Source organism: Allorhizobium pseudoryzae (genome assembly GCF_011046245.1).
GTDB lineage: Bacteria > Pseudomonadota > Alphaproteobacteria > Rhizobiales > Rhizobiaceae > Neorhizobium > Neorhizobium pseudoryzae.
On record NZ_CP049241.1, the window covers coordinates 946349 to 972808 of the forward strand.

Below are 26460 nucleotides of genomic sequence, written 5' to 3' on the forward strand. Positions count from 1 at the left end.
AGAGCAAAGGCAGGTTCTCATGGACGGCGTTACAGTCATCGATCATCCGCTGGTGCAGCACAAACTGACGATCATGCGTCGGAAGGAGACCTCGACGTCGAGTTTCCGCCGGCTGCTGAGGGAGATTTCCACCCTGCTCTGCTACGAGGTGACGCGCGATCTCGAGCTGACGATGGAAACGATCGAGACGCCGCTGACGGAAATGCAGTCGCCGATTCTCGAAGGCAAGAAGCTCGTCTTCGCTTCCATCCTGCGCGCCGGCAACGGCCTGCTGGAAGGCATGCTGGAGCTGGTGCCGGCCGCCCGCGTCGCCCATGTCGGCGTCTATCGCGACCACGAGACACTGCAGGCGGTCGAGTATTATTTCAAGGCACCGGAATCCCTCTCGGAACGCCTCGTCATTGTTGTCGATCCCATGCTGGCGACCGGCAATTCCTCAATTGCCGCGATCGAAAAGCTGAAGGAACGCGGTGCGAAAAACATCCGATTCCTTTGCCTTCTCGCTGCACCGGAAGGCATCAAGAACTTTTGCGAGGCGCATCCGGACGTGCCGGTCTACACCGCCTCGATCGACAGCCACCTGAACGAGAAGGGTTACATCGTTCCGGGGCTCGGCGATGCGGGCGACCGCATGTACGGCACCAAGTAAGCTTCCGTTAACATCAAGTTCGAAATGCGCCCGCGCCGACAGGTTGCGGGCGTTTTTTGTTCAGGCTTGCGCGCTACCGTCAGCCGGAGACACGGAGCCTCACTCATGCTGCGCATGCTGCTGCTTTTCGCCTTCGCCGCCGCGATTGCATCGCAAATCCCCTACCTGCTGGGGCTGACGGATCTTGGCCGGACGGAACTGACGCCAGCAGCCAGATCGGCAGTTGCAACGCCGAGCCAGCCGATCTCGTTTGCCGCGGTACGGCCTGCCACTCCCGGCACGGTCGTTCTGCCCGCGGATGCCCGCGGCCATTTCTCGTCCACTTTCAAGCTGAACGGCAAGCCCGTGGAGGGCATGGTCGATACCGGCGCAAGCCTGTTGGCGATCAACGAATCGACCGCCCGGCGTCTCGGCTTTTCCGCCAACAGCCTCGATTTCAAGTACACGACATCGACCGCGAACGGCGAAACCAAGATGGCGTTAGTGACGCTCGACCGGGTGGAAATCGACGGTATCCGGGTTTCCGGCGTGCGCGCCGCCGTGCTTCGCGACACCTCGCTCTCCGACACGCTGATCGGCATGAGTTTTCTCACGCGACTGGCCTCGTTCAAGGTCGAGGCCGGCCAGTTGCAGCTCAAACAGTAGGCGACTAGCCGATCTTCTTCAGGACCACCGACCTGTCGGACGGTTTCTCCGGGGCGATCTGGTAGAGCGCGGAGACGCTCTCGGCCACGTTCTCCCCGATCGACTGCTCGGCGGCATGGACGAAGGCGATCGGCTGCCCCTTTTCGACCTTCGTGCCGAGCGGCAGGAGCCTGTCCAGTCCCACGCGGGGATCGATGTCATCGGAGGCGCGTTTGCGGCCACCGCCCAGTTCCACCACGGCAAGTCCGAGGCCGCGTGTATCGCAGGCGGAGAGGAAACCATCCGCCGATGCCGGAACGGCGGTCACATAGGGTGCACGCGGCAGGTAATCCTGCGGATGGCGGACGAAATCCAGCGGCCCGCCCAGCACGTGGACCATCCGCGAGAAGCTCTCCATCGCGCGGCCGGACGCCAAGGCTTCGGAGGCCTTGGCAAGCCCGTCGTCCACCGTTTCCACCACGCCAGCCTGCAGCAGCATTTCGGCGGCAAAGGCGAGCGTCACTGCTTCCACCCGCGTGCCCGCCTTCTTGCCGGCCAGGAACTCCACACAATGCATGACTTCGAGCGCATTGCCGGCGGCATCGGCGAGCGGTTCGTTCATGTCCGTCAGCAGCGCGGATGTCTTCACCCCGGCCCCATTGGCGACCTCGACGAGCGACGTGGCCAGCGCTTCGGCATCTTCTTCACTCTGCATGAAGGCGCCATTGCCGAACTTCACGTCGAGGACCAGTGTCTGAAGCCCGGCGGCGAGCTTCTTGGAGAGGATGGAAGCGGTGATCAACGGGATCGATTCAACCGTCGCCGTCACATCGCGGATGGCGTAAAGCCGTTTGTCGGCGGGCGCCAGATCGCCCGTCTGGCCGATGATGGCGCAGCCGGCCTCCTTCACCGCCTTGCGGAAGAGGTCCTCGCCCGGCATCACCCGGTAGCCGGGAATGGAGGCGAGCTTGTCGAGCGTGCCGCCGGTATGGCCAAGCCCACGACCGGAAATCATCGGCACGGCGAGCCCGCAGGCAGCGACGATCGGCGCCAGCATGAGCGAGATGTTGTCTCCCACGCCGCCGGTGGAATGCTTGTCGGCGATCGGTTTGCGGATGTCCTGCCAGGAGAGCACATCGCCGCTGTCGCGCATGGCAAGCGTGAGCGCGATGGTTTCGTCGCGCGTCATGCCGCGGAAGAAGGTGGCCATGGCGAAGGCCGCAACCTGGCCCTCCGAAATGCGCTCGGCGGTGAGCGCCTCGATGAAGGCGCGGATCTCGGCGGCGGACAATTCCTGCCCGTCGCGCTTCTTGCGAATGATTTCCTGCGGGATCATGGCCGATCAGTATCCCGTGGAGGCGCGCGGACCGGCCGTGCCGGCAATGGTGGCCAGGATATCATCCAGCAGGCCGGAGGCGCCGAACCGGAAGGTGGAGGGCATCAGCCAGTTGGCGCCCATGATGGTTTCGGCGAGCCGCAGGTAAAGATCGGCATCGGCGACGGTGGAAATGCCGCCCGCCGGCTTGAAGCCGACCTTCTTGCGGCTGTCGCGGATCGCCTGCAGCATGATGTCGGCGGCCTCGAGCGTCGCGTTCACGCTCACCTTGCCCGTCGAGGTCTTGATGAAATCGGCGCCCGCCTCGATCGCGAGTTCGGAGGCACGGCGGATCTTGCCGCTTTCCTTGATTTCGCCGGTTTCGAGAATGACCTTCAGGCAGGCGGAGGGGCAGGCCGCCCTGACGGCCGTGACCATTTCGGTCACGGCTGCTTCGTTGCCGGCGAGGAAAGCCCGGTAAGGGATGACCAGATCGATCTCGTCCGCGCCATCGGCAATCGCCTGACGGGTTTCCTCGACGACCGTCGAAACCGGCAGTTCGCCGGAGGGAAAATTGACCACGGTCGCGATCCTGACCGGATGCCCCTCTCCCAGGATGCCACGTGCCTGGGCGACGAAGCGCGGCCAGATGCAGATGGCGGCGGTTGCGCCATGGGGGCTCTGTGCACGGCGGCACAGCGTCTCGATGGCGGCTGCGTCGCAATCCTCGCGCAGATTGGTCAGATCCAGCAGCGTCAGGGCGAACATCGCCACCTCCCGCGGGCTCAACAATTCCATGGCTTGACCTCCCGGTTTGCTCGGAGCGTCCATAATTATCCTTCAATCGATTAGAGGCAACCCAAGACAGGGCGGTGACAGATCGACGCGCCCCACCCGTTCAGCCCGACCTCAGGTCAGGCGAGGGTCTCGTGGTTGAACATGTCCCGCAGGATGGCGGCCAGGCGTTCGCCGCCCTTCGGCGCCATCTCCTTGGTTTCGTCGTGCGACTGCTCGAGGCCCGTCATGCCCGCGCCGAAATTGGTGATGACCGAACAGGCGGCCACCTTCAGGCCCACATAACGCGCGAGGATCACCTCCGGCACGGTGGACATGCCGACCGCATCGGCACCGAGAAGGCGCGCCATGCGGATTTCCGCCGGCGTCTCAAAGCTCGGGCCGGAGAACCACATGTAGACACCGGAATAGAGCGGCGTCGTGGTGCGGATCGCCGCATTGCGGATGGCAAGCGCCAGGTCCGCATCATAGGCGGTGGTCATGCCGACGAAACGCCGGTCGCCGCTTTCGCCGATCAGCGGGTTCATGCCGGAATAGTTGATGTGGTCGGAAATCTGCATCACCGAGCCGGGCGGCATGTCTTCCCTGAGCGAGCCTGCCGAATTTGTCAGAATCAGCGACTGCACGCCGATGCCGTGCAGCACCTCGATCGGAAAACGCATGGCAGAGGCATCGCCATGCTCGTAGTAATGCGCCCGACCGGACAGCATGATGACCGGATAGCGCCCGAGGCGGCCGGCGACCAGTTCGCCCGCATGGCCCGTCACACCGCTTGCCGGAAAGCCCGGCAGTTCGCTGTAGGACACCCGGACCGGGTTCTCGATGGCGCTCACCAGAGAACCAAGCCCCGAGCCGAGCACGATCGCATGCCGCGGCATCAGCCCATCGAGACGGTCCACCAGAAGATCGATGACCGACTTCATCCGATCACATCCGTCTGGAAGGAGAAGGGCAGCAATTCGTCCATGGTGAGCGTCTTCTGCACGCCCATGTCGTCACAGAGGTAAACGCGCGTTTCCGGACCGGCAAATTCGGCGATCTTCTGACGGCAGCCGCCACAGGGCGGGCAACAGGCGAGCTTTTCCGCGATCACGGCGATCTCGAGGATTCGGCTGCCGCCCCCCATTACCATGTTGCCGATTGCGGTGGGTTCGGCGCACCAGCCTTGCGGAAAGGACAGGTTCTCGACATTGGCGCCCACGTAGATCTTGCCGTCATCGGCGCGGATGGCAGCACCGACCGGGAACTTGGAATAGGGCGCGTAAGCGCGTGCCATGGCCCCGCGGGCAGCTTCGAACAGGTCGTGCGACATGAGAACTCAACGCTCCTTGGTATAGGCGACGCCACCGGCCTTCGGCGGCCGGGCGACCCCGATGAACCCCGCCAGCAGGATGCAGGTCAGGATATAGGGCAGCGCCTGGAAAATCTGCACCGGCACTTCGCCGATGCCGGGCACGGCCTTGCCCTGCATGAAGTTGGCAAAGGCATCGAGGAAGCCGAACAGCAGGCAGGCGAACATCACCGGCACGGGCTTCCACTTGGCAAAGATGAGCGCGGCAAGCGCGATATACCCCTTGCCGGCCGACATATCCTTGATGAAGGCCGCCGACTGGGCAATCGAGAGGTAGGCGCCGGCAAAACCGCAGAGGAAGCCGGCGGCGATGACCGCCCGGTAACGCAGCCAGGTGACCGAGATGCCGGCCGTATCGACCGCACCCGGATTTTCGCCGACGGCGCGCAGGCGAAGGCCGAAGCGGGTGCGGAACAGCACCCACCAGGTGATCGGTACGGCGAGGAAGGCGAGATAGGTCAGGATATTGTTGCCGGAAATGACATTGGCATAAAGCGGGCCGATGATCGGCACCTCGCGCATGGCATCGGCAAAGGGCAGGATGATCGGCGTGAAGCGCCCATCGCCGGAGACCTGCGGCGTGCGCCCGCCCTGGCCGAACCAGGCCTGGCCCAGCACGACGGTCAAGCCGGCGGCGACGAAGTTCAGCGCCACGCCAGAGACGATCTGGTTGCCGCGATTGGTGATCGAGGCAAAACCGTGGATCAGCGAGAAGATAATCGAGACGGCAATGCCGCCGAGCAGACCAAGCCAGGCATTGCCCGTCAGATAGGCGACACAGGCGGAGGCAAAGGCCGCTGCCAGCATCTTGCCTTCAAGCCCGATGTCGAAGACGCCGGCGCGTTCGGTAAACAGGCCTGCGAGCGCCGTGAACAACAGCGGAATGGAGAGCCTGATCGTGGAGCCGAGGATGCTGACGACGATATCGAAGAAATCCATGACGTCCTCCTCAGGTCCGTTTGAAGCGCTGGTAGATGTGAACCATGGTCGGCCGGAACATGTATTCCAGCGCGCCGGCAAACAGGATCACCAGACCCTGGATCACGACGATCATCTCACGGGTGATGTTGGGCATCTCGAAGGACAGATCCGCACCGCCCTGATAGAGGATGCCGAACAGCAGCGCCGCCAAGACGATGCCGAGCGGATGGCTGCGGCCCATCAGCGAGACGGCGATGCCGACGAAACCGGCGCCACCGACGAATTCGACCTGCAGGCGGGCCGAGGCCCCCATCACCGGGTTCAGCGCCATCATGCCGGCAAGACCGCCGGAGATCAGCATGGCGATGATGACGGTGCGGGCATAGGGAATGCCGGCATAGACGGCGGCAGATGGGCTGATGCCGAGCGTACGCATCTCGTAACCGAGCTTGGTGCGCCAGATCAGCACCCAGACGAGGAAGGCCATCACGAGCGCGATGAGGAACGAGACGTTGAACGGCGCCGGGCCGAGCTTCAGGCCGAACCAGGCCATCAGCCAGTCGAGTTTCGGCAATTGCCCGCCGGGCAGGAAGGTGCGGGTTTCCGGCGCCATCTTGCCGGGCACGATCAGCACGTTCACCAGCAGGTAGACCATCAGAGCCGCGCCGATGAAATTGAACATGATGGTGGTGATGACGATGTGGCTGCCGCGCTTGGCCTGCAGCCAGGCAGGGATCAGTGCCCAGCCGGCACCGAAGAGCGCCGCGCCGATGACGGCGAAGGGCATCGTCACATACCAGGGCACATACTTGTCGAGTGCCAGCGCAACGAGGGCAGCCCCCAGACCGCCGAGATAGGCCTGACCTTCGGAACCGATGTTGAAGAGACCGGCATGGAAGGCAACCGCGACGGACAGACCGGTGAAGATGAAGCTCGTCGTGTAGAACAGCGTGAAGCCGATGGCATCGCCGCGACCGAGCGATCCCTCGATCAAGAGGCGCAGGGCTTCAAACGGATTTTCGCCGATCCACCAGACCACGAGGCCCGAGATGAAGAAGGCCACCAGCAGGTTGAGAAACGGCATCAGCCCGTAGGTGATCCAGTTGGGCAAGGGTACGGAAGCGGTGCTCATCAGAGGGTCTTTCTCATGCGGCGATGCCTGCCATCATCAGGCCCAGCGTCTGTTCTCCGGCATCCGCGGTCTTTTCGCCCACCACCCGGCCGGCGAACATCACGAGGATACGATCCGACAGCGAACGGATTTCGTCCAGTTCGACGGAGACGAGCAGCACGGCCTTTCCGGCATCACGCATGTCAACGATACGGCGGTGAATGAATTCGATGGCGCCGATATCGACGCCGCGGGTCGGCTGGCCGATGATCAGCACCTTGGGATCGCGCTCGATCTCACGCGCCACGACGATCTTCTGCTGGTTGCCGCCGGAGAAATTGGCGGTCTTCAGAAGCGGGTTCGGTGGGCGGATATCGTATTTCTCGATCTTCTCCACCGCTTCGGCCTGCATGGCCTTCAGGTCGAGAAGCCCGGCGCGGCCGTAACGGGAATCGCGATGATAGCCGAGAACGGCATTTTCATATTCGGAGAACTTGAGGACGAGGCCCATATGGTGGCGGTCTTCCGGAATATGCGCCAGACCCAACGCCCTTAAGCGAGCCGGATCGGCCCCCGCAATCGGCTTTCCATCGATCAGGATTTCGCCGGAGGCCGGCTTGCGGATACCGGCAATCGCTTCAAGCAGTTCCGACTGGCCATTGCCGGCAACGCCTGCAAGACCGACGATCTCGCCCTCGCGCACCTCGAAGGACACGTTATCGACCATGGTCACGCCGCGGCCATCCTTGACCGTCAGGTTCTTGACGGAGAGGAGTACCTTGCCGGGGTTTGCCTCACCTTTTTCGACGCGCAAGAGGACGCGACGGCCGACCATCAGTTCGGCCAGTTCCTCGACGCTGGTTTCCGCCGTCTTGCGGGTCGCGACCATCTCGCCGCGGCGCATGACGGAGACCTCGTCGGTGATCGCCATGATCTCGCGCAGCTTGTGGGTGATGAGGATGACCGTCTTGCCCTGGTCGCGCAGCACCTTCAGCACCTTGAACAGGTGATCGGCTTCCGCGGGCGTCAAGACACCGGTCGGTTCATCGAGGATCAAGATATCGGCCTTGCGGTAGAGCGCTTTGAGGATTTCCACGCGCTGCTGGCGGCCGACCGGCAATTCCTCGATCACGGCATCCGGATCGACATCAAGGCCGTATTCCGTCTCCAGGCGCTTCAATTCGGTGCGGGCTTCCGAAACGCCCTTGGCCAGCAGTTGCCCGCCTTCGGCGCCGAGAATGATGTTTTCCAGGACGGTGAAATTTTCGACCAGCATGAAGTGCTGGTGCACCATGCCGATGCCGGCGGAAATGGCCGCCTGGCTGTCGCGGATGGTCATCGGCTTGCCATCGATGCGGATCTCGCCGCGATCGGCCTGGTAAAAGCCGTAGATGATGGACATGAGCGTCGATTTGCCGGCACCGTTCTCCCCGATGATGCCGTGGATCGTTCCCTTTTCCACCTTCAGATTGATGTTCTTGTTGGCATGAACGGCACCGAAGCTCTTGTCGATGCCCACCAGTTCGATCGCGGGGTTCTGGCTCACACGCCTTGCCTTTCCTTGCCGGACGCCGGACATGATGAGGGCGTATGACGGATTTCGCCATACGCCCTCACTGGTTCATTACATCGGGCAGCTGTTGTCCGACATGTAATCATGCACCTTGACGGCGCCCGACACGATGTCAGCCTTGGCCTTCTCGACCGCAGCCTTCATCTCCGGGGTGATCAGCTTGGCATTGTTGTCGTCGAGCGCGTAACCGACGCCATCTTCCTTCACGCCATTGGCCTGGATGCCGCCGGTGAACTTGCCGGCTGCGGCGTCCTTGTAGGCGTTGTAGACGGCGAGATCGACGCGCTTGACCATGGAGGTCAGCACCGAACCCGGATGCAGGTGGTTCTGGTTGGAATCGACGCCGATCGACAGCTTCTTGTTGTCGGCCGCCGTCTGCAGAACACCGAGACCGGTTGCACCGGCTGCCGCATAAATGACGTCGGCGCCCTGGTCGATCTGGTTCTTGGTGAGTTCACCGCCGCGCACCGGATCGTTCCAGGCAGCACCGGTCGTGCCGGTCATGTTCTGCAGGACTTCGATCTTGCCATTGGCAGCCTTGGCGCCCTGGGCATAGCCACAGGCGAACTTGCGGATCAGCGGAATGTCCATGCCGCCGATGAAGCCGACCTTGCCGGACTTGGAGGCCATGCCGGCCAGAACGCCGACCAGGTAGGAGCCTTCCTCTTCCTTGAAGACGACGGACCGCACGTTCGGCAGATCAACCACCGAGTCAACGATCACGAACTTGGTGTCCGGGAATTCGGCCGCGACCTTTTCCATAGCCGAGGTCCAGGCGAAGGAGACGGCGACAACCGGGTTGAAGCCCTTGGAGGCGAAGTTGCGGATCGCCTGCTCGCCCTGCGTATCGCTGGTCGGCTCAAAGTCGCGGAAGTCGGTGCCGGTTTCCTTCTTGTAGGCCTCTGCGCCCTGGAAGGCGGCTTCGTTGAAGGATTTGTCGAACTTGCCACCGGTGCCATAGACCAGTGCCGGCTTGATGTCGGCGGCCAGAGCCGTGGTCGACAGCGCAAGAGTGGCAAGGAGTGTCAGAAACGATTTCTTCATCGTGCAGCCCTGTTTTTGCTTTTCATCCTGGGTCCCCCCGCACGCCGTGTCAGGCATGTCTGCGGTGCCAGCTGTTCCCATTATGCCTGGCTAGGGCCTATCCTTGCATGGCTGCACGGGAAATTCACCAGAAATTTTTCATCTGGTCAAAATCCACTTTGACTGCTCGTTCCCTCAGCAGGTGACGCCGCAGGCTGCACAAAGCTGCGGCGCGATGCCTGGAAAAGCTTCAGATCAGACCCCGACGGGGCAGCTGACGCCGGTTCCCTTCAGGCCGCAATAGCCGCCGGGGTTCTTGGCCAGATACTGCTGATGGTAATCCTCGGCGTAATAGAATTCGTCGGCCGAGGCGATTTCCGTGGTGATCTTCGCGTTGCGACCGGCATCATCCAGCGCCTTCTGGAAGGCCTGGCGTGCCGCCTTGGCCTTTTCCAGCTGCTCGGGCCGGGTCGTATAGAGCGCGGAGCGATAGGTGGTGCCGACGTCATTGCCCTGGCGCATGCCCTGCGTCGGATCATGCTGCTCGAAGAAGGTCTTCAGAAGGGCCTCGTAGGAGACGACGGACGGGTCGTAGACCACCTTCACCACTTCGGCATGGCCCGTCAGCCCCGTCGTCGTCTCGTGATAGGTCGGGTTCGGCGTCAGGCCACCCTGGTAGCCCACGGCTGTCACCCAGACGCCCGGCAGGGTCCAGAACAGGCGCTCGGCACCCCAGAAGCAACCCATGCCGAAATAGGCAACGTGCAGATGATCCGGATAGGGGCCCTTCAGCGGCTGGCCGTTGACGAAATGGAACTCGGACGTCGGCAAAGGCTCCGCGCGGCCCGGCAGGGCCGCATCCGGCGTTGGCATGACGGTCTTCTTGTTGAACATGTCGATCAGGAACATTCTTGCCTCCTTGTTCCGCAGGCGTTCCGGTGGCGGCCTTCACTCGCGGGCCTTTTGCTTATCGGCCCATCACTCTCAGGCCAGGACGCTGATCCGGCGCGGCTTTCGATAGCCGATCATCCAGAAGACGAGCGACACAGCCAAGAGGACGACGAAAGCCGGCAGCCCGATTATGCGTTGAATGCCACCACGCCAGGCTTCCGCGTGAATATAGTGTTCGACCCAGGCTTTCACCAGAGGCAGGCTGTCCGGATGAAGAGCATTCCAATCGTCTCCGAAAGGCGTGAGGACGACCGTGGATGTCGAAACGGATAGAATGGCATCCACCGTCCCGGCGGCAATCGCTGCCATCAGGAAGAAAAGACTGAAAAAGCGAAACAGAAATGCCATATCCTTGCCCTCACCGGCGACTGTCTCAGCTGGAAACACACTTAAGATCAGCTGGTTCCGGAAGGCAATCACGAAGTGCTGCGAGACAGTGGGCGAATAGGTCACAAAAGTTTCAGATTCGGGTTGATTGCTGGAAAATCATCGGTATATATCCGCCCCGACCGCTGCTTCGGCCTCTTGCGCCCCGGCAGCCCTTGGATCAAGGACAGGTGGCCGAGTGGTTGAAGGCGCACGCCTGGAACGCGTGTATACGTGAAAGCGTATCGAGGGTTCGAATCCCTCTCTGTCCGCCATCTTTTCAGCACACGATAGCCGACCCTACGCGACCTGCCGGTTCTGCCTAACGTTGACGCATCGTATCGTTCACGTACAAAGCCCGCACGCCGGTGTTCTTTTCTTGACAGACGGCGTGAAATCTTTACGCAGAACTGCCGCGATCCGTGTGTGCATCGCAGATAGTAACGATTAGCTGGAATCCAACATGAAGTTTGGTACAAGCGGCCTGCGTGGCCTCGTCGTTGATCTTCAAGGTCATGCCTCTGCCCTTTACGCCACTGCATTCGCCCGGTACCTGCTGAACAAGGGTTTTGCGAAACCAGGCGACACCCTCTTCGTCGGCGGCGACTATCGGCCGTCCAGCCCGGATATCGCGGCGACCTGCATGGGTGCGCTTGAACGGGCAGGCTTGACGCCGATCGATTGTGGCGCGCTTCCGACGCCGGCGCTCGCGTTGTACGCCATGGCGAAGGGCAGTGCCTGTCTGATGATCACCGGCTCGCACATCCCGGCGGATCGCAACGGCATCAAATTCTATCGCCCCGATGGCGAGATCGACAAGGCCGACGAGCAGGCGATCAGCGCACTTGCACGGGAACTCGACCGCGAAATCATCGATCTGACGCCGGGCCGCGGCGAGGCGGCAAACATTGACGCCATGCAGCTTTATGCGGCGCGCAACCGCACCATTCTGCCGCCGAAGGCCTTGGCGGGCCTCAAGATCGGCGTCTACCAGCACAGCACGGTCGCTCGTGACGAACTGGTGGATGTCGTTGCCGCCTACGGTGCGGATGTCGTGGCTCTCGGGCCTTCGGAGGTCTTCATTCCGGTCGATACGGAAGCGGTCTCGCCGGCCACCATCCAATTGATGCAGGCCTGGACGAAGGAACAGGCGCTCGATGCCGTGATCTCCGCCGATGGCGACGGCGACCGCCCGCTGGTGGCCGACGAGTTCGGCAATCCGCTGAAGGGGGACCTTCTTGGCTTTCTCGTGGCAAAGCTCCTGAAGCCGGACGTGGTGGTGACGCCGGTGACATCCAACTCCGGCCTCGAGCGGGCGGGCGATTTCAGCGTCACCCGAACACGCGTCGGCTCCCCGTTCGTGATCGAAGGCATGAATGCAGGCCTTGCAGCCGGCGCAAAGGCGGTTCTCGGTTTCGAAGCAAATGGCGGTGTTCTCACCGGCTCGGCCTTCGCTCCCGCCGGCACACCTTTGACAGCGCTCCCCACCCGCGACAGCGTGCTTCCCATTCTGGCTGCGCTCTACCAGGCGCGGCAGACGGAAAAACCGCTCTCCGCGCTTGCGGGCGATCTTGGCCTGCCGGTGACGGCGGCCGACCGTCTGGAAAACTTCCCGACGGAAACCAGCGCAAAGCTGATGTCACATCTTCAGGCTTCCGAGGACAATCTGGCGGCCTGGCTGAAACCGGTTGGCGAGATCGCCGGCATCGACAGCACCGATGGCTTGCGCGTCACCTTCACGGACGGCCGGATCATCCACCTGCGTCCCTCCGGCAACGCACCGGAAATGCGCTGCTACGTGGAAGCAACGAACGAGGACGCGGCCGGAAAGCTTCTGGCGCAAGGTCTCGACCTCATCCGCAGTTGGGCACAGCAGCCATAACACGATGCGGCGGCCGCCTTTCTGCTCGGCCTGCGCGTCTCAGTAAGACACTCTTGATCGTATATTGTGGGAGGGCTTGATGAGCCAGAAAATCATTCCCGTCATCATGGCCGGTGGCAAGGGAACTCGACTGTGGCCGTTGTCGCGCGCTACAGCACCGAAGCAGTTCATCCAGGTCGTTGATGAGCGCACGCTCTTCCAGGAAACTCTGGAGCGCGTGGCGGATAAGAGCCTCTACGAGGCCCCGGTCGTCATTACCAACCAGGATTTCCGCTTTGTCGTTGCCGAGCAGGCGCGCGAGGTCGATGTCGACCTGTCCGGCATTCTGCTTGAGCCGGTTGCCCGCAACACGGCAGCAGCGATTGCTGCGGCAGCGATCTATCTGCAGAGCCGGTTCGGCGAGGATGCGATCCTGCAGCTTCTGGCTTCCGATCATGAGATCGATGCGGGCGCCGACTACCGCCGCGCCATGGAAATGGCGCGTGATACGGCACTGGCCGGCAAGATCGTCACCTTCGGCATCACGCCGACGGAACCGGCGACCGGTTACGGGTATATCGAGCAGGGTGATGCCCTTGAGACCGGAGCGCGCACGGTCAAGCGGTTCGTCGAAAAGCCGCAGGCCTCGGTAGCGGAAGACATGCTGGCGGCCGGCGGCTTTTTCTGGAATTCCGGCATCTTTATGTGCCGCGTTGATCTTCTCTTGAACGAGTTGCAGGCCTTCGCGCCGGACGTGCTGCAGGCCGCGCGCGAGGCGGTAGAGAATGCCCATGTCGATCTCGACTTTGTGCGTCTGGACATCGCGAGCTTCGGGCGCAGCCCGGACATTTCCATCGACTATGCCGTCATGGAAAAGACCGACAACGCCGCCGTCGTTCCCTCCTCATTCTCCTGGTCCGATCTCGGCAGCTGGGATGCGGTCTGGAAGCTCGGCGAAAAGGACGAAAACGGCAATGTCGTGATCGGCAATGCCACGGTGATGAACTCGGAAAACTCGCTGGTGCTGTCACGCCACAGCCATCTCGCCGTGCAGGGCCTGAAGGATGTCGCAGTCATTGCCGCCGAAGATGCGGTCTATGTCGGTCGCCTCGACGAGGCGCAGCAGGTGGGCAAGCTGGTAAAGCACCTCGCGTCCATCAAGGCCACGTCCAACCTCACCGAAACCCATCCGACATCCTATCGCCCCTGGGGCGGTTATACGTCGCTTCTGAACGGCGACCGGTTCCAGGTGAAGCGCCTGTTCGTTCTGCCGGGCAAGAAGCTGTCTCTGCAGAAGCATTTCCACCGCTCGGAGCATTGGGTCTGCGTGAAGGGAACCGCCGAAGTCACGATCGGTGACAGCGTTACCTTCGTCCGGGAAAACGAGTCGGTCTATATCCCGCAAGGGGAGCTGCATCGTCTCTACAATCCCGGCAAGATCATGCTGGAAATGATCGAGGTTCAAACCGGGTCTTATCTCGGTGAGGACGATATCGTCCGCGTCTCTGACGAGTTCGGCCGCGACAAATCGTAAGATTGCGACTTACCCCTTCCGGGCCCGTCAGGATGGCGGACCCGGAAGGGCAAATTTCTCAGTGCGGGCGGGGAGTGGTACTTCCGTTACCGCTCCGATATTGCTTCGTTTCCTCCACAATGCGGTCGCGTGCGACGTCGTGAACCTCGGCCGCGACCGAGGCCACCTTCTGCGAAACGTCCGAGGCGACATGTTCCGCCTCGTCCAGCGCGCTGGACGCCCGGGCGGCGACATTGCCCTTCACCTCATCCGACATCTCACCCATCATCTCATCTTCCCGCTCCGTTCGCGGAAGGGCTGCTCCGATGGCCGCGCCGATCGCAAAAGCCAGCGCTCCGCCGATGAGTGGCTGGTCCTGGAACTGGCGCATCAACCCGTCATTCATGCGCGCCGTCTGGTCCCGCATGGAGGCACCCATGGCCATCGACCCACGGCCCGCACTGCGACCGGCTTCGCGGATGTTGCGACCCATGCGGCTTGCCGAGTGGCCGAGACTTGAGACGGTATCGGACAACCAGCCCGACGCGTCGTCGAACAGCTTGCCTGTCTCATCGCGGATATCCTGAACGCGCCGACCGGTGGTATCGACGAAACCGCGATAGGTCTTGCCGCTTTCGTCCATGAAGTGACCGGCCCGCCGGCCCGTCTCATCCGTGATCGCGCGGAAGCGGGTACCAGTCGCGTCCTTGAAATGGCTGATCCGGCCGGAGCTGTCGTGCTCCACCGGCCCAGTCCGCTGGACCGGTGTCGTGACGGTCGCAAGCGGATAATCAACCTCTTCCCCAACGGCGTCGTCATGGCCGTTCGAGTGGTTCGGGCGGTTTCCGCTGGCCATCAGCCACGCAAGGCTGATGCCCATCAGGGCGACCGGCATCGGGTTGGTCTTCATCGATCCCGTGAGGTTGGTGAGGAACTCGGCACCGCCGCTGCCCTTGGCATAGGCGATGGCCTCGTCGACCAGCTGACCGGGCGACATGCGGTTCTGGATTTCGTCCAGCTTGGCGCCGATCCGCTCACGATCCTGCTCGATTTCACGCTCGATGTCTTCGGGGCGCGCTGTTTCGGAATGATAGGCCATCACGTTCTCTCCTTCAGGACCTGCGCATCGCGGCGAAGCGAGGTGGTGGTGCGGTCAAGGTTCAGGTTCTCGCCCTTCAGGGCATTCAGGCCCTTGGAGATCATGCCCCAGGCAATCAGAGCAATGACCACCCCGACGACAACCGCCGACAGCGATTCCGCTGCGTGTTCAGAAAATCCGCGGGCGACAAGGAAGGCTGCGAGCCCCGCAACAAGACCGGCCAGCAGTACGCCCACGGCGCCGATGGCAAAGATCACGCCGGCAATCAGCGCCTCCACCCCGGTCATGGCCTTCGACATCTTTTCGGAGACTTCGGCACGGGCCAGACTGATCTCCTTGCGAAACAATCCGGAGATGTCGCCGACCAGACCGGTCACAAGTTCGGAAAGGGAGCGGGAATCATGTGTATCAGCCATGGGAACCTCCGGCCGTCGGAGCGGCAGTTTTTGGGGATGTGGTGGGGGCGGTTGCAGGTGCGGGCGTGATGGGTCGCGTTCCGGTCGCGGAGGGATCACGGCCGCCGCCGCCCATTGACGATGCCGGCTGGCGCGCGCCTGCCTGACGTGACGCCATCGGGGACTGGCGGCTGGCGGAGGCGCCGACAAAACGGCTGGCGGCGAGGCCTGCGATGGCGGCAATGCCGAGGAAGGCGAGCGGCTGGCGGCGACCGAAATCTTCCGCCATCGCGGCAATTTCGCTCAAGCTTCTGCCCTGCAGATCATCCGCAAACCGGCCGACGCTATCGCCCAACTGACGGGTCATGCGACCAATCTCGGGCTGCTCCTGGCTTTCCAGCTCGGAGCCTGCCTTCTGCATGGCGCTCGCGATCCCGGAAACGCGATCAGCCGCATACCCCTTCTGGCGCTCTGCCGCGTCTTCCGCGCTGTGATAGACGCCGGAGATCTCATCCTTCGCCGTGGAGCGCATCGCCGCCATGTCTTCCTTCGCCTTCTGGCGCAGATCGACCTGAGGTTTGGGCGGCGCGGTACCGGTTGGGGTGTCAGCGCCACCGGTGTCTGCGGCGCGGGTCACATCCGGCTTCTGCTGGTAGCCGACGTAGGAGGGGGAGGTCTTTGGACCGTCACCCTTGAACTCGTTGTCCGTCATGGAACTCTCCCTTGCGTGTCCAGGTGATCGGCGTTGCGAAGAGCTCGCAACGATCGCAAACCGAACAGGTGGAGGGGCTGATTGTTCCAGCGGAATGGAGATGGGCGGCGACGAGGCGCAAGCGCGGGGCGATCAGCCCATCATCTTCTGTGTCATCCAGACACCGGCGGCGGCGGCGGTGCCCGTCAAGACGGTCCCCCATGCCATATCGACGATGCTCATCATCACCGGCCAGTTCTTGAGCGTCGCCATGTTGGTGATGTCATAGGTGCCGTAGGCGATGAGACCGAGGATCGCGCCGGAGACGAAGGCATTCAGCACCGTTCCGGATGCAAGATGCGGCTGGACGGCAAAATAGACGATGCCGCCGACATAGAGGAGATAGAAGACCCCGGCTACGGCGAGGTTCGGTCGCTCCAGCATGAGGTCGCCCAACTGGTCGCGGTAAAACGATGTCGCCACCTTGCCCAGCCAGAGAAGATCGAGACCGAAGAAGACTGCCGCGGTCGAAAGATAAGCCACAGCATAGACGAACATGGCAGTCTCCAGGGTCAGATCTTGAGGATTGGCTGAATGAGACGGACGATCCAGCTGGTGAACTTGAGCGGCGCCTCGGTGACGGCGAGGCAAATGCAGTCCTCGCCTTCGGTTGCCGTCGGCGTGTGCAGGAGATCGCCGTCGGCCTCCTCGAGGTCGCCGCGGGCAAACAGGTCTTCGCCATCCGTGAAGGCGCCGGAGAGAACCAGCGTCAGCTCCCGCCCATCATGGGTATGTTCCGGCACCGGCTTTCCAGCCGGGATCTTCAACAGGCGAACCTGCGTTTCGGAATCACCGGTGTCGATGCGGATCTGGAAGGCGCCACGGCCGAGCGCGCGCCATTTCAACTTGTCCACATCGCCGCCCAGATAGGAGCGCAGTGGTTCTGGAATGACACCCGTTGCCGGCGCCGCCTTCCTGTCCCGGATCACGGCTCTCTTGCGTTCGCTCACCGCTGCCGCCGGGTCGCAGACGATGCGCGCACGCATCTTCTCCCAGTCCGAACCGGAGACCGGGTGGTCCGCGACGATCTTGTCGAGAAGGGCACCTGCTGCACCTTCCATGGCGTCCAGCCTGCGCCGACAGTTGGGGCACAGGGCGAGATGCGTCGCAACGGCAAGGCTCCAGCCTTCCGACAGATTGCCGGAGGCGTAATCGAGAAGAAGCGTGTCGCTGATGTGGTGTCGAATACTCATCGTTTACCCTCCAGCGTCGTCCGCAACTTGTCGAATGCGAGCCGGATCCGTGATTTGACTGTTCCCAAAGGCAGGCCCATGTCCTCGGCAATGGCCGAATGGGAGGCCTCATCGAAGAAGGCGCGTTTCAAGACGTCCAGTTGCTCCGCAGGCAGCGTTTCCATCGCCTTGCGCAGCAATTCCGCATCCTGCCGGCCCTCCAGTTCAATGTCGGCCGGAGCAACGTCATCCCTGACGAAGGCCGGGTCGTTTTCATCGAAGACGGGGCGCTTGCGCCGGAAGGCATCGATCCGCAGGTTTCGGGCGATGGTGAAGATCCAGGCCGAGGCGTTGCCGCGCGCCGGATCAAACTGCGTCGCCTTGTTCCAGACGGCCATCATGGTTTCCTGCATCAGCTCTTCGGCCATCTGCGTGTCGCGGGTCTTCATGGCCATGAACGAGCGTATGCGGGGGCCGTAATGCCGAAAGATCGTCTCGAAGGCATCCACGTCGCGTTCCTGACCCACCTGGGCCAGAAGAACCGCAAATTGGGCCGGCGAAAGCTCCGTTTCCGATTGTGTCTTGTCCGTTCGTTTCATCCTGGCGCCATGCTTGACCGTCGAACGTGAGCGAGCGCTCACTTTCTGATCGTTGTGGCACGTCGGGGCCAGGATGGAAACAGTCAAGCTCATGGCCTGCTTTACGCCCCCTCCTCCGCGACGGATCAGCGGAAGAAAAGAAAAATTGCAGAAATCCGTTTGGACGCAGCTGGCGTAGAGCCCAAGCAGAACCCAACAACGGACATTGCAAATGGTTTCAAAACATTCCGGTCGTCGTCGTATTGCCGTTATCGGCTCCGGGATCAGCGGCCTGTCCGCGGCCTGGCTGACATCCAAGGCTCATGACGTGGTGCTGTATGAACACGGCGACCGGCTGGGAGGCCATTCCAATACCGCGCTCGTTGCCACGGCCGATGGCGACATTCCGGTCGATACCGGCTTCATCGTTTTCAACGACAAGAACTATCCGAACCTCGTTGCGCTGTTTCAGCATCTCAGCGTCGCGACCGAGGCGTCCGACATGTCGTTTGCGGCCTCCATCGACGATGGCGGCTTCGAATATTCCGGAACCGGCCTCAAGGGCCTGCTCGGCCAGCGCAGCAATGCCGCGCGGCCGCGCTTCTGGCGCATGCTCTCCGACGTCCTCCGCTTTTATCGCGAGGCAGAAGCAACGCTTGCACGTTCCGATCTGGAACGGGTGACGCTTGGTGAGTATCTCGACCAGCAGCGTTTCTCAAAAAGCTTCATCGATGATCACCTCTTGCCGATGGGCGCGGCGATCTGGTCGATGACGACGACCGACATGCGCTCCTATCCGCTGCATGCTTTTCTGCGGTTTTTCGTCCATCACGGTCTCATTCTGCTGTCGGGGCGTCCGCAGTGGCGGACGGTGACCGGCGGCAGCCGCGCCTATGTATCGCGCCTGGCCGAGGCTTTCCGGGGTGAAGTCCGGCTCGGTTGCGGCGCGGCCAGCATTGAGCGCAAAGCCGATGCCGGTGTCCGCGTCAAGGATACGAAAGGGGGCGAGGATCATTTCGATGAGGTGATCATCGCGACCCACGCCGACCAGGCGCTTCAGCTTCTCAGCGATGCAGACACGGCAGAACGCGGCATTCTCGGTGCCTTTCGCTACACCGACAATGTCGCCATCCTGCATTCCGACGAGCGCCTTATGCCAAAACGCAAGGCGGTCTGGTCCAGCTGGAATTATATTGGCGGCAAGCGCCAGAATGATACCGCACCGCTGTGCGTGACCTACTGGATGAACCGGCTGCAGAACATTGACGAGCGTCATCCGCTGTTCGTGACGCTGAATGCCTGCCGCGAGGTTCGGGAGGAGAAGGTGATCGGGACCTATCATTACACCCATCCGCTCTACGACATGGCGGCGATGACGGCGCAGCGCCAGCTCTGGGATCTTCAGGGCCGCCGCAACACCTGGTTCTGCGGGGCCCATTTCGGCAGCGGCTTCCACGAGGATGGCCTGCAGTCGGGTCTGGCGGTCGCCGAAGCCGTGTCGGGCGTGCGGCGCCCCTGGGCGGTGCAAAACGAATCGGGCCGAATTTTCGCGACCCCGCTTCTGGCAGCGGCCGAATGACGGGCGGCTCGGCCATCTATTTCGGCAGCGTCGTTCACCAGAGACACCGGCCGAAAAAGCACCACCTGCGCTACCGGGTGTTTTCGCTGCTCCTCGATCTCGATGAACTCGAAAGCCTTGACCGGGGGCTGACGCTGTTCGGCTACAACCGTCCCGGCATCTTCAGCTTCTGGGACAAGGATCATGGCCGTGGCGAAAAGGGCGGTCTTCGCGCCTGGGTGAGCGCGCATCTCGCCGAGGCTGGCATAACGGCCCAGGCGATCCGCGTGCGCGTGCTCTGCTACCCGCGCATCTTCGGGTACGTCTTCAATCCGCTGACCGTGTATTTCTGCGAGGACGGTGACGGGAGGCTGCTGGCCTTGCTCTATGAGGTCTGCAATACTTTCAAGGAACGGCATACCTATGTCATTCCCGCAGCAGGCATCACGGAGGGGGCGGTGCGGCATTCCTGTTCGAAGGCGATGTATGTGTCTCCCTTCATGCCGATGGACTGCACCTATGACTTCGACATTACGCCGCCTGGCGAGCGCGTGACGATTTCCATCAGCGAACACGACCTAGACGGCAAGCTGCTTTTCGCCAGTTTCAGCGGAAAGCATTCGCCCCTGACGGATGGCACGCTGTCGCGCGCGCTGTTCACCTATCCGCTGATGACGATGAAGGTCATGGCGGGCATCCACTGGGAAGCCTTGCGGCTCTGGCTGAAGGGTGTGCCGATCCATCGGCACCGGCCCGCAGACAACCGCATCGCAAGCTCCGTGGAACATCCGGTCTTGAGTGGAGGAACGCAGACATGACGCATGCCGGACATGGAGACCCGATCCTGTTTGCCGAACGCACACCGCTTTGGGAACGCATGCTCTGCCGCATGCTGGCACGCACCCGGCACGGGCGCCTCACCATCATCTTCCCGAGCGGGCGTGAGCACCATTTCGGCGAGGGCAGCCTGGGCCCGAATGCCACCATCCGCTTCAATCGCTCCCGCGTGCTGCGCCGTATCGTCGCCGGCGGCAGCCTGGGTTTTGCGCGCTCGTACATGGATGGCGACTGGTCGACGCCGGATCTCGGCCAGGTTCTCGATCTCGCCATCGCCAACGAGAAGGACTGGGCGAAACTGGCGCGGCCCATGGCGCTGATGGCGCGTGTGGCCCACTGGCGCCACCGCCTTCGGCACAATTCGAAATCCGGCAGCCGCCGCAACATCGCCTTCCATTACGACCTCGGCAACGGCTTTTACCGCCACTGGCTGGATCGCTCGATGACCTATTCGTCGGCGATCTACACGCATCCCGAAATGAGCCTCGAAGAGGCGCAGCGGGAAAAATACGGCCGTATCATCCGCGAACTGAAGATTGGCCCGGACGATCATGTGCTGGAGATCGGCTGCGGTTGGGGCGGCTTCATGGAACAGGCGATCCGCGACACGGGCTGCCGCGTGACAGGCCTGACCCTCTCGAAGGAACAGGCTGCCTTTGCCGAGGAGCGGCTGGCGAATGCGGGTCTTGCGCACAAGGGTGAGATCCGGCTGCAGGATTACCGCGATTGCCGCGGCCAGTTCACCAAGATCGTCTCGATCGAAATGTTCGAGGCGGTGGGCGAGGAACACTGGCCGGTCTATTTCGAGCAGGTGCGTGAGCTGCTGCAGCCCGGTGGGCAGGCGATGATCCAGGTTATTACCATCGATGAGAGCCGCTTCGAGCACTATCGCCGTCATGCGGATTTCATCCAGACCTATATCTTTCCGGGCGGCATGCTGCCAACACTCACGGGATTTGCAGAGATTGCCCGCTCAGCTCGGCTGACGGTGGAGGACTGCTTCCGTTTCGGCCGCGATTACGAGCGCACGCTTCTCGTCTGGGACAAGGCCTTCCGCGCCACCTGGCCGAAGATCGCACCGCTCGGCTTCGACGAACGGTTCTTCCGCACCTGGCACTATTACCTGCATTATTGTGCCGCCGGTTTCAGGACCGGCCGCATCGACGTGGCGCAGTTCAAGCTGGAGAAGGCTGCTGCTTGATCTATCGGCTTCGTGAAGAAGGGCTCGGCAGGAATGCCGGGCCCTTTTCGTCAGCACTGACCGTGACGAAGACTATTGCGGTTTGCGCAGCATGCGGCGCGTCAGACGGAAGAGCAGGCTCTTGGGTAGGGCGGCCAGCAGCTTGATGCCAAGCGCCATCTTCCAGGGAAAGATGATCTCGTAGCGGCTGGTCTTCAGGCCGGCAACGATCGCATCGGCGGCTTCTTCGGACGAGACGAGGAAGGGCATCGGAAAATCGTTCTTCTGCGTGAGCGGCGTGTCGACAAAACCCGGATTGATGATGCGCAGGCGAATCCCTTCGCGCTCCAGTTCCGGGTAAAGCGCCTGACAGAGATTGTTGAGGGCCGCTTTGCTCGCTCCATAAAAGCCGCCACCCGGCAGGCCGACCAGCCCCGCCACCGAGGCGATCACGGCAATCTCGCCCTGATGGCGGGCAATCATATCCGGGATGACGGCTTCCATGGTGTTTGCCGTGCCGACCACGTTGAGGTTGATCGTGGTGGCGAGATCGCGGGCGTCGAAGCGGCGCACACTGTCGCGCTTGTAGGTACCGGCGGAAAAGATGGCGAGATCGATCGGGCCGTGCGCCGAGCGGATGGCGTCTGCGGTGCCAAGCGCTGCGTCGCGATCCGTGATATCCAGCGGGAAGGCAAAGACGCGGCCGGCGTGCTGTCCGGCCAGTGCCTGCAGTTTCTCGGCACTGCGGGCGCTGACGGCCACCCGCCAGCCCTCGCGCGCAAGCCGTTCGGCGACGGCCTTGCCGATGCCGGAACTGGCGCCGGTGACCCAGGCCAGTCTGCCGGTCTGTGATGCGCTTGTCTCGTTCATGAAAACCTCCGTGTTTGCTGAATACTACGCGGCGGAGGCTGTTTGGTTCTTTTGCTATCTACGGAGGATGCTGCCAAACCCTTGGGCTTTGTCTCAGGGCGAGGCATCGCCCGGGTTCTCCTTCTCCTCGTCGCACGGGGAGAAGGTGGCCGGCAGGCCGGATGAGGGGCAGATCTGTGCGTGGCTTCAATGGCTGAGGCCCCTCACCCCGGCCCTCTCCCCGCCTGCGGGGAGAGGGGGCGCGACAAAGGCTGTGCCAGGACAGAGCCCCTCTCCCGTTTGCGGCGAGGGGTCTTTCCCAACGGCAAACGCGCGTGGAAGGCGTCAGGCCTTGCCAAATCCGCCGGCCGTCGGGGTGCGGACGGTGATCGCCTCGCCGCTCGCCAGATGCGTCTGGGCGCAGCCGGCCAGTTCCTCGATGGTACCATTGAGACGACGCACGAGGGTTCGCCCCAGTTCGCCCGGCTCGCCGCCCTCCAGCCCATGCGGACGGATGGTGCGATGGGAGGAGAGGATCGCGCAATCCATCGGCTCGAGGAAACGGATGGTGCGGTCCGTGCCGTCGCCGGCATGGAAGCGGCCCTTGCCGCCGGAGCCCTTGCGGATATGGAAATCCTCCAGCAGCACCGGATAGCGGGTTTCCAGGATTTCCGGGTCCGTCAGGCGCGAGTTGGTCATGTGCACATGCACCGCATCCGTGCCGTTGAAGCCGCGGCCATCGCGGAACTGACCGGCTGGCGAACCGGAGCACAGCGTCTCGTAATACTGGTAGGTCTCGTTGCCAAAGGTGAGGTTGTTCATGGAGCCCTGGCTGGCGGCCATGGCGCCGAGCGCCCCGAACAGCGCGTTCGTCACATGCTGGCTGGTCTCCACATTACCGGCGACGACCGCGGCCGGATAATGCGGCTTCAGCATCGAGCCTTCCGGAACGATGATGCGGATCGGCTTCAGGCAGCCGGCATTCATCGGGATCGCGCTTTCGACCATGACACGGAAAACATAAAGCACCGCGGCGCGCGTGACGGGTTCCGGCGCGTTGAAGTTGTTCTTCTTCTGCGCGCTGGTGCCGGTGAAATCCACGGTCGCCTCACGGGCTTGCTTGTCGACCGTGATCTTCACCTTGATGACGCTGCCCTGGTCCGTCGCGTAGGAAAATTCCGAGTCCGACAACTTTTCGAGAACGCGGCGGACACTTTCCTCGGCATTGTCCTGCACATGGCCCATATAGGCCCGGACGACATCAAGCCCGAACTGCGCGATCATCTTGCGCATTTCGTGCACGCCCTTTTCGTTAGCCGCGATCTGGGCACGCAAGTCGGCTACGTTCTGGGCGACATTGCGGGCCGGATAGGGATGATCCGTCATCAGACGTATGATGCCTTCCTCGTCGAACCGGCCCTGATCCACCAGGCGCACATTGTCGAACAGTACGCCTTCCTCATCGACGGTGGTGGCAAGCGGGGTCATCGAACCCGGCGCCGTGCCGCCGACATCGGCATGGTGGCCGCGGGAGGCGACGTAGAAGAGGATATCTGTGCCCGCCTCATCGAAGACCGGTGTCACGACGGTGATATCCGGCAGATGGGTGCCGCCGTTATAGGGGGCGTTGAGGGCAAAGACGTCGCCGGGGCGGATTTTCCCCTGGTTGGCGGCAATCACCGTCTCGACGGAGCGGTCCATCGAACCGAGATGCACCGGCATGTGCGGCGCATTGGCGACCAGCGCGCCGTTTGCATCAAAAACGGCGCAGGAGAAATCGAGCCGTTCCTTGATGTTGACGGAGGAGGCCGTGTTCTGCAGCGTCACGCCCATCTGCTCGGCGATCGACATGAAGAGGTTGTTGAAGACTTCGAGCAGCACCGGATCGGCGGCCGTGCCAACGGCATTGGCGCGCGACAGAGCCTTCACCCGCTTCAGCACCACGTGATCGAGCGCCGTCACCTCGAAGGCCCAGCCTTCCTCGACCACGATGGTCTGGTGCGGTTCGACCAGCAGGGCAGGCCCCATCGCCTTGGCGCCCGGGCGAATATCCTTGCGCAGGAAGACCGGGGCTTCCCGCCAGGCGCCGCCGGAGAAGAAGCGGGTGTCCAGTGCCGGCACGGGTTTGGCCTGGTCGAGCTCATGGCGCGGTTCCTGCGAATCCGCCCCGCCGCCAATGGCTTCCACCTCGTAGGATTCAAAGACGATCTCGCGGCCTTCGAAGATGAAGCCGAACTGTTTGCGGTGAGCGGCCTCGAATGCCGCCGCCATGGCGTCTGCCGTATCGAGCGTCACGGAGAGCGTGGTATCGGTGCCCTGGTAACGCAGATGGGCGCGGTGCAGCACCGCGACATCCGCGCCCGGCACACCCTGCGCCTGCAGTTCGGTCATCACGGCATCGCTCAGTTCCGTCTGGAGGGACGGCAGGCTTTGCAGCGCTGTTTCCAGCGTCGCCGACACCGTGCGCTGACGGTTGGCGCGGATATCGGCAAGGCCCATGCCATAGGCGGAGAGGATGCCGGAGAAGGGATGGATCAGCACTGTCGAAATGCCGAGCGCATCGGCGGTCAGGCAGGCATGCTGGCCGCCGGCACCGCCGAAGCAGGTCAGCACATAGTTGGTGACATCATAACCGCGCTGCACGCTGATCTTCTTGACGGCATTGGCCATGTTCTCGACCGCGATGGCGAGGAAACCATCGGCCACCGCTTCGGGCGTGCGCCCGTCGCCGATCTCGGCTGCAAGCTGCTCGAAGGCCGTGCGCACGGCCTCGGCATCCAGCTTTTCATTGCGGCCCGGGCCGAAGATCGCCGGGAACAGGTCCGGCGAGAGCTTGCCGAGCATGACATTCGCATCCGTCACCGTCAGCGGTCCGCCGCGGCGATAGGCCTTTGGCCCCGGATTAGCGCCGGCGGAATCCGGCCCGACACGGAAGCGGCCGTTTTCGAAATGCAGGATGGAGCCGCCGCCGGCGGCCACGGTGTGGATCGACATCATCGGCGCACGCATGCGAACGCCGGCAACCTCCGTCTCGAAGGACCGCTCCAGTTCGCCGTCATAATGGGAGACATCCGTCGAGGTGCCGCCCATGTCGAAGCCGATCATCCGGTCGAAGCCGGCAAGCTTCGAGGTCTCGACCGCACCGACGACACCGCCGGCCGGGCCGGAGACGATCGCATCCTTGCCCTGGAACAGGCTGGCGGCGGTCAGCCCCCCGGAGGATTGCATGAACATCAGCTGCGCGCCGTCATCGCCGCCGGCCCCGAGCTCGCCTGCGACCTGCTCCACGTAACGGCGCAGGATCGGCGAGAGATAGGCGTCGACGACAGTGGTATCGCCACGTCCGACCAGCTTGATCAGCGGCGACACTTCGTGGCTGACGGAGACCTGGGTGAAACCGATCTGGCGGGCAATCTTCGCCACCAGCTGCTCATGGGCGGGGAAGCGGTAGGCATGCATGAAGACGATGGCAATGGCGCGGAAACCGGCATCGAACTCAGCCTGCAGTTGGTTTCTCACCACGTCCGCATCCGGCTCGGCCTCGACGACGCCATCGGCCCGCACGCGTTCGTCGATTTCGACGACGGCCCTGTAGAGCAGTTCCGGCTTCAGGATTTCCTTGGCAAAAATGTCGGCGCGCGCCTGGTAACCGATCGCCAGCGCATCGCGGAAACCGCGCGTGGTGACGAGCAGCGTGTTTTCGCCCTTGCGCTCCAGAAGCGCATTGGTGGCAACGGTCGTTCCCATCTTGACCGCACCGATCATCCCCGGCGGAATCGCATCCCCGGCCTTCAGCCCCAGAAGCTCGCGAATGCCCTGGACGGCGGCATCGCGATAAGCCTCCGGGTTTTCCGACAGAAGCTTGTGCGGGATCAGCCGTCCGTCCGGCGCGCGACCGACGATATCGGTGAACGTGCCGCCGCGATCGATCCAGAAGTCCCATTTTTTCTGCGTCATGTTCCCGTCTCCAGTTTCTGATTTGGCTTAA

General features: G+C 62.6%; 25 protein-coding genes and 1 tRNA gene. 8 read left to right on the top strand and 18 right to left on the bottom strand.

Annotated elements, in window-relative coordinates:
- The first annotated feature begins 19 nt into the window (after positions 1–19).
- Both upp and G6N78_RS04700 read left to right on the top strand, forming a co-directional pair.
- A complete protein-coding gene (upp, locus tag G6N78_RS04695) occupies positions 20–649 on the top strand; it encodes a uracil phosphoribosyltransferase (protein ID WP_165216127.1) in 630 nt (209 codons plus the stop codon).
- Positions 650–754: 105 nt separating this feature from the next.
- Positions 755–1294, top strand: coding sequence for a TIGR02281 family clan AA aspartic protease (locus tag G6N78_RS04700; RefSeq protein ID WP_234905880.1), 540 nt, complete (start codon positions 755–757; stop codon positions 1292–1294).
- A 4-nt stretch (positions 1295–1298) separates the two neighbouring features.
- Here the strand turns inward: G6N78_RS04700 and deoA are convergent, their stop codons facing one another.
- The 10 genes from deoA to G6N78_RS04750 all read right to left on the bottom strand — a co-directional run bounded on the left by deoA (position 1299) and on the right by G6N78_RS04750 (position 10661).
- Positions 1299–2609: a thymidine phosphorylase gene (gene deoA / locus G6N78_RS04705; RefSeq protein ID WP_165216131.1), complete on the bottom strand. Its 1311-nt coding sequence runs from the start codon at positions 2607–2609 to the stop codon at positions 1299–1301.
- Positions 2610–2615: 6 nt separating this feature from the next.
- On the bottom strand, positions 2616–3386 hold the full coding sequence (deoC, locus tag G6N78_RS04710) for a deoxyribose-phosphate aldolase (RefSeq protein ID WP_165216132.1): 771 nt from the start codon (positions 3384–3386) through the stop codon (positions 2616–2618).
- 116 nt (positions 3387–3502) lie between these two features.
- A complete protein-coding gene (locus G6N78_RS04715) occupies positions 3503–4306 on the bottom strand; it encodes a purine-nucleoside phosphorylase (RefSeq protein WP_165216134.1) in 804 nt (267 codons plus the stop codon).
- Positions 4303–4695, bottom strand: a complete 393-nt coding sequence (locus G6N78_RS04720) for a cytidine deaminase (protein WP_165216135.1) — start codon at positions 4693–4695, stop codon at positions 4303–4305. The genes G6N78_RS04715 and G6N78_RS04720 overlap by 4 nt, the downstream gene beginning before the upstream one ends.
- 6 nt (positions 4696–4701) lie before the next feature.
- Complete coding sequence (locus G6N78_RS04725) at positions 4702–5673, bottom strand: ABC transporter permease (RefSeq protein ID WP_165216136.1); 972 nt, start codon at positions 5671–5673, stop codon at positions 4702–4704.
- 10 nt (positions 5674–5683) lie between these two features.
- Positions 5684–6787, bottom strand: a complete 1104-nt coding sequence (locus G6N78_RS04730) for an ABC transporter permease (RefSeq protein ID WP_165216138.1) — start codon at positions 6785–6787, stop codon at positions 5684–5686.
- Positions 6788–6800: 13 nt separating this feature from the next.
- Positions 6801–8312: an ABC transporter ATP-binding protein gene (locus tag G6N78_RS04735; protein ID WP_165216140.1), complete on the bottom strand. Its 1512-nt coding sequence runs from the start codon at positions 8310–8312 to the stop codon at positions 6801–6803.
- A gap of 78 nt (positions 8313–8390) precedes the next feature.
- Complete coding sequence (locus tag G6N78_RS04740) at positions 8391–9383, bottom strand: BMP family lipoprotein (protein WP_165216141.1); 993 nt, start codon at positions 9381–9383, stop codon at positions 8391–8393.
- 234 nt (positions 9384–9617) lie between these two features.
- A complete protein-coding gene (gene msrA, locus G6N78_RS04745) occupies positions 9618–10271 on the bottom strand; it encodes a peptide-methionine (S)-S-oxide reductase MsrA (RefSeq protein ID WP_165216143.1) in 654 nt (217 codons plus the stop codon).
- A gap of 75 nt (positions 10272–10346) precedes the next feature.
- Positions 10347–10661 (bottom strand): hypothetical protein, encoded by a 315-nt coding sequence (locus G6N78_RS04750; protein WP_165216144.1) that lies wholly within the window; start codon positions 10659–10661, stop codon positions 10347–10349.
- Positions 10662–10864: 203 nt separating this feature from the next.
- Here G6N78_RS04750 and G6N78_RS04755 point away from each other — a divergent pair.
- The 3 genes from G6N78_RS04755 to G6N78_RS04765 all read left to right on the top strand — a co-directional run bounded on the left by G6N78_RS04755 (position 10865) and on the right by G6N78_RS04765 (position 14074).
- Positions 10865–10954: transfer RNA gene (locus G6N78_RS04755), tRNA-Ser, on the top strand.
- A gap of 188 nt (positions 10955–11142) precedes the next feature.
- On the top strand, positions 11143–12561 hold the full coding sequence (locus tag G6N78_RS04760) for a phosphomannomutase (protein ID WP_165216146.1): 1419 nt from the start codon (positions 11143–11145) through the stop codon (positions 12559–12561).
- A 79-nt stretch (positions 12562–12640) separates the two neighbouring features.
- Positions 12641–14074 carry a mannose-1-phosphate guanylyltransferase/mannose-6-phosphate isomerase gene (locus tag G6N78_RS04765; RefSeq protein WP_165216147.1) on the top strand — a complete coding sequence of 478 codons (1434 nt, stop codon included), beginning with the start codon at positions 12641–12643 and terminating at the stop codon, positions 14072–14074.
- A gap of 58 nt (positions 14075–14132) precedes the next feature.
- Here G6N78_RS04765 and G6N78_RS04770 read toward each other — a convergent pair whose 3' ends face one another.
- The 6 genes from G6N78_RS04770 to G6N78_RS04795 form a co-directional block, all read right to left on the bottom strand.
- Positions 14133–15152: a DUF3618 domain-containing protein gene (locus G6N78_RS04770; protein ID WP_165216149.1), complete on the bottom strand. Its 1020-nt coding sequence runs from the start codon at positions 15150–15152 to the stop codon at positions 14133–14135.
- Positions 15152–15568 carry a phage holin family protein gene (locus G6N78_RS04775; protein ID WP_165216150.1) on the bottom strand — a complete coding sequence of 139 codons (417 nt, stop codon included), beginning with the start codon at positions 15566–15568 and terminating at the stop codon, positions 15152–15154. The genes G6N78_RS04770 and G6N78_RS04775 overlap by 1 nt, the downstream gene beginning before the upstream one ends.
- A complete protein-coding gene (locus G6N78_RS04780) occupies positions 15561–16259 on the bottom strand; it encodes a nutrient deprivation-induced protein (protein ID WP_165216152.1) in 699 nt (232 codons plus the stop codon). Before G6N78_RS04780 ends, G6N78_RS04775 begins: the two co-directional genes overlap by 8 nt.
- A gap of 132 nt (positions 16260–16391) precedes the next feature.
- Positions 16392–16796: a DUF2177 family protein gene (locus G6N78_RS04785; RefSeq protein WP_206531605.1), complete on the bottom strand. Its 405-nt coding sequence runs from the start codon at positions 16794–16796 to the stop codon at positions 16392–16394.
- Positions 16797–16810: 14 nt separating this feature from the next.
- Positions 16811–17491, bottom strand: coding sequence for a ChrR family anti-sigma-E factor (locus G6N78_RS04790; protein WP_165216153.1), 681 nt, complete (start codon positions 17489–17491; stop codon positions 16811–16813).
- Positions 17488–18069, bottom strand: a complete 582-nt coding sequence (locus G6N78_RS04795) for a sigma-70 family RNA polymerase sigma factor (RefSeq protein ID WP_234905881.1) — start codon at positions 18067–18069, stop codon at positions 17488–17490. The genes G6N78_RS04790 and G6N78_RS04795 overlap by 4 nt, the downstream gene beginning before the upstream one ends.
- 211 nt (positions 18070–18280) lie before the next feature.
- On the opposite strand from G6N78_RS04795, the gene G6N78_RS04800 reads away from it, so the two are divergent.
- Genes G6N78_RS04800 through G6N78_RS04810 form a run of 3 tightly spaced genes read left to right on the top strand, consistent with a single transcriptional unit; the run spans position 18281 to position 21644 of the window.
- Complete coding sequence (locus G6N78_RS04800) at positions 18281–19627, top strand: NAD(P)/FAD-dependent oxidoreductase (RefSeq protein ID WP_165216155.1); 1347 nt, start codon at positions 18281–18283, stop codon at positions 19625–19627.
- The gene (locus G6N78_RS04805) at positions 19624–20424 is read left to right on the top strand and encodes a DUF1365 domain-containing protein (protein WP_165216156.1); all 801 of its coding nucleotides are present in this window, start codon (positions 19624–19626) and stop codon (positions 20422–20424) included. Before G6N78_RS04800 ends, G6N78_RS04805 begins: the two co-directional genes overlap by 4 nt.
- Positions 20421–21644, top strand: coding sequence for an SAM-dependent methyltransferase (locus G6N78_RS04810; protein ID WP_165216158.1), 1224 nt, complete (start codon positions 20421–20423; stop codon positions 21642–21644). The genes G6N78_RS04805 and G6N78_RS04810 overlap by 4 nt, the downstream gene beginning before the upstream one ends.
- A gap of 72 nt (positions 21645–21716) precedes the next feature.
- Here G6N78_RS04810 and G6N78_RS04815 read toward each other — a convergent pair whose 3' ends face one another.
- Both G6N78_RS04815 and G6N78_RS04820 read right to left on the bottom strand, forming a co-directional pair.
- On the bottom strand, positions 21717–22493 hold the full coding sequence (locus G6N78_RS04815) for an SDR family NAD(P)-dependent oxidoreductase (protein ID WP_165216160.1): 777 nt from the start codon (positions 22491–22493) through the stop codon (positions 21717–21719).
- A gap of 324 nt (positions 22494–22817) precedes the next feature.
- A complete protein-coding gene (locus tag G6N78_RS04820) occupies positions 22818–26429 on the bottom strand; it encodes a hydantoinase B/oxoprolinase family protein (protein WP_165216161.1) in 3612 nt (1203 codons plus the stop codon).
- Between the last annotated feature and the right edge of the window lie 31 nt (positions 26430–26460).

Bases quoted from the DNA above. Each gene is read 5' to 3' on its own strand.
- deoC (WP_165216132.1), bottom strand. From the start codon at position 3,386: ATGGAATTGTTGAGCCCGCGGGAGGTGGCGATGTTCGCCCTGACGCTG.
- G6N78_RS04715 (WP_165216134.1), bottom strand. From the start codon at position 4,306: ATGAAGTCGGTCATCGATCTTCTGGTGGACCGTCTCGATGGGCTGATG.
- G6N78_RS04785 (WP_206531605.1), bottom strand. From the start codon at position 16,796: ATGTTCGTCTATGCTGTGGCTTATCTTTCGACCGCGGCAGTCTTCTTC.
- G6N78_RS04700 (WP_234905880.1), top strand. From the start codon at position 755: ATGCTGCGCATGCTGCTGCTTTTCGCCTTCGCCGCCGCGATTGCATCG.
- G6N78_RS04740 (WP_165216141.1), bottom strand. From the start codon at position 9,383: ATGAAGAAATCGTTTCTGACACTCCTTGCCACTCTTGCGCTGTCGACC.
- G6N78_RS04720 (WP_165216135.1), bottom strand. From the start codon at position 4,695: ATGTCGCACGACCTGTTCGAAGCTGCCCGCGGGGCCATGGCACGCGCT.
- G6N78_RS04760 (WP_165216146.1), top strand. From the start codon at position 11,143: ATGAAGTTTGGTACAAGCGGCCTGCGTGGCCTCGTCGTTGATCTTCAA.
- G6N78_RS04810 (WP_165216158.1), top strand. From the start codon at position 20,421: ATGACGCATGCCGGACATGGAGACCCGATCCTGTTTGCCGAACGCACA.
- G6N78_RS04800 (WP_165216155.1), top strand. From the start codon at position 18,281: ATGGTTTCAAAACATTCCGGTCGTCGTCGTATTGCCGTTATCGGCTCC.
- msrA (WP_165216143.1), bottom strand. From the start codon at position 10,271: ATGTTCCTGATCGACATGTTCAACAAGAAGACCGTCATGCCAACGCCG.
- G6N78_RS04725 (WP_165216136.1), bottom strand. From the start codon at position 5,673: ATGGATTTCTTCGATATCGTCGTCAGCATCCTCGGCTCCACGATCAGG.
- G6N78_RS04775 (WP_165216150.1), bottom strand. From the start codon at position 15,568: ATGGCTGATACACATGATTCCCGCTCCCTTTCCGAACTTGTGACCGGT.
- deoA (WP_165216131.1), bottom strand. From the start codon at position 2,609: ATGATCCCGCAGGAAATCATTCGCAAGAAGCGCGACGGGCAGGAATTG.
- G6N78_RS04790 (WP_165216153.1), bottom strand. From the start codon at position 17,491: ATGAGTATTCGACACCACATCAGCGACACGCTTCTTCTCGATTACGCC.
- G6N78_RS04795 (WP_234905881.1), bottom strand. From the start codon at position 18,069: ATGAAACGAACGGACAAGACACAATCGGAAACGGAGCTTTCGCCGGCC.
- G6N78_RS04730 (WP_165216138.1), bottom strand. From the start codon at position 6,787: ATGAGCACCGCTTCCGTACCCTTGCCCAACTGGATCACCTACGGGCTG.
- G6N78_RS04815 (WP_165216160.1), bottom strand. From the start codon at position 22,493: ATGAACGAGACAAGCGCATCACAGACCGGCAGACTGGCCTGGGTCACC.
- G6N78_RS04805 (WP_165216156.1), top strand. From the start codon at position 19,624: ATGACGGGCGGCTCGGCCATCTATTTCGGCAGCGTCGTTCACCAGAGA.
- G6N78_RS04750 (WP_165216144.1), bottom strand. From the start codon at position 10,661: ATGGCATTTCTGTTTCGCTTTTTCAGTCTTTTCTTCCTGATGGCAGCG.
- G6N78_RS04820 (WP_165216161.1), bottom strand. From the start codon at position 26,429: ATGACGCAGAAAAAATGGGACTTCTGGATCGATCGCGGCGGCACGTTC.
- G6N78_RS04780 (WP_165216152.1), bottom strand. From the start codon at position 16,259: ATGACGGACAACGAGTTCAAGGGTGACGGTCCAAAGACCTCCCCCTCC.
- upp (WP_165216127.1), top strand. From the start codon at position 20: ATGGACGGCGTTACAGTCATCGATCATCCGCTGGTGCAGCACAAACTG.
- G6N78_RS04770 (WP_165216149.1), bottom strand. From the start codon at position 15,152: ATGGCCTATCATTCCGAAACAGCGCGCCCCGAAGACATCGAGCGTGAA.
- G6N78_RS04765 (WP_165216147.1), top strand. From the start codon at position 12,641: ATGAGCCAGAAAATCATTCCCGTCATCATGGCCGGTGGCAAGGGAACT.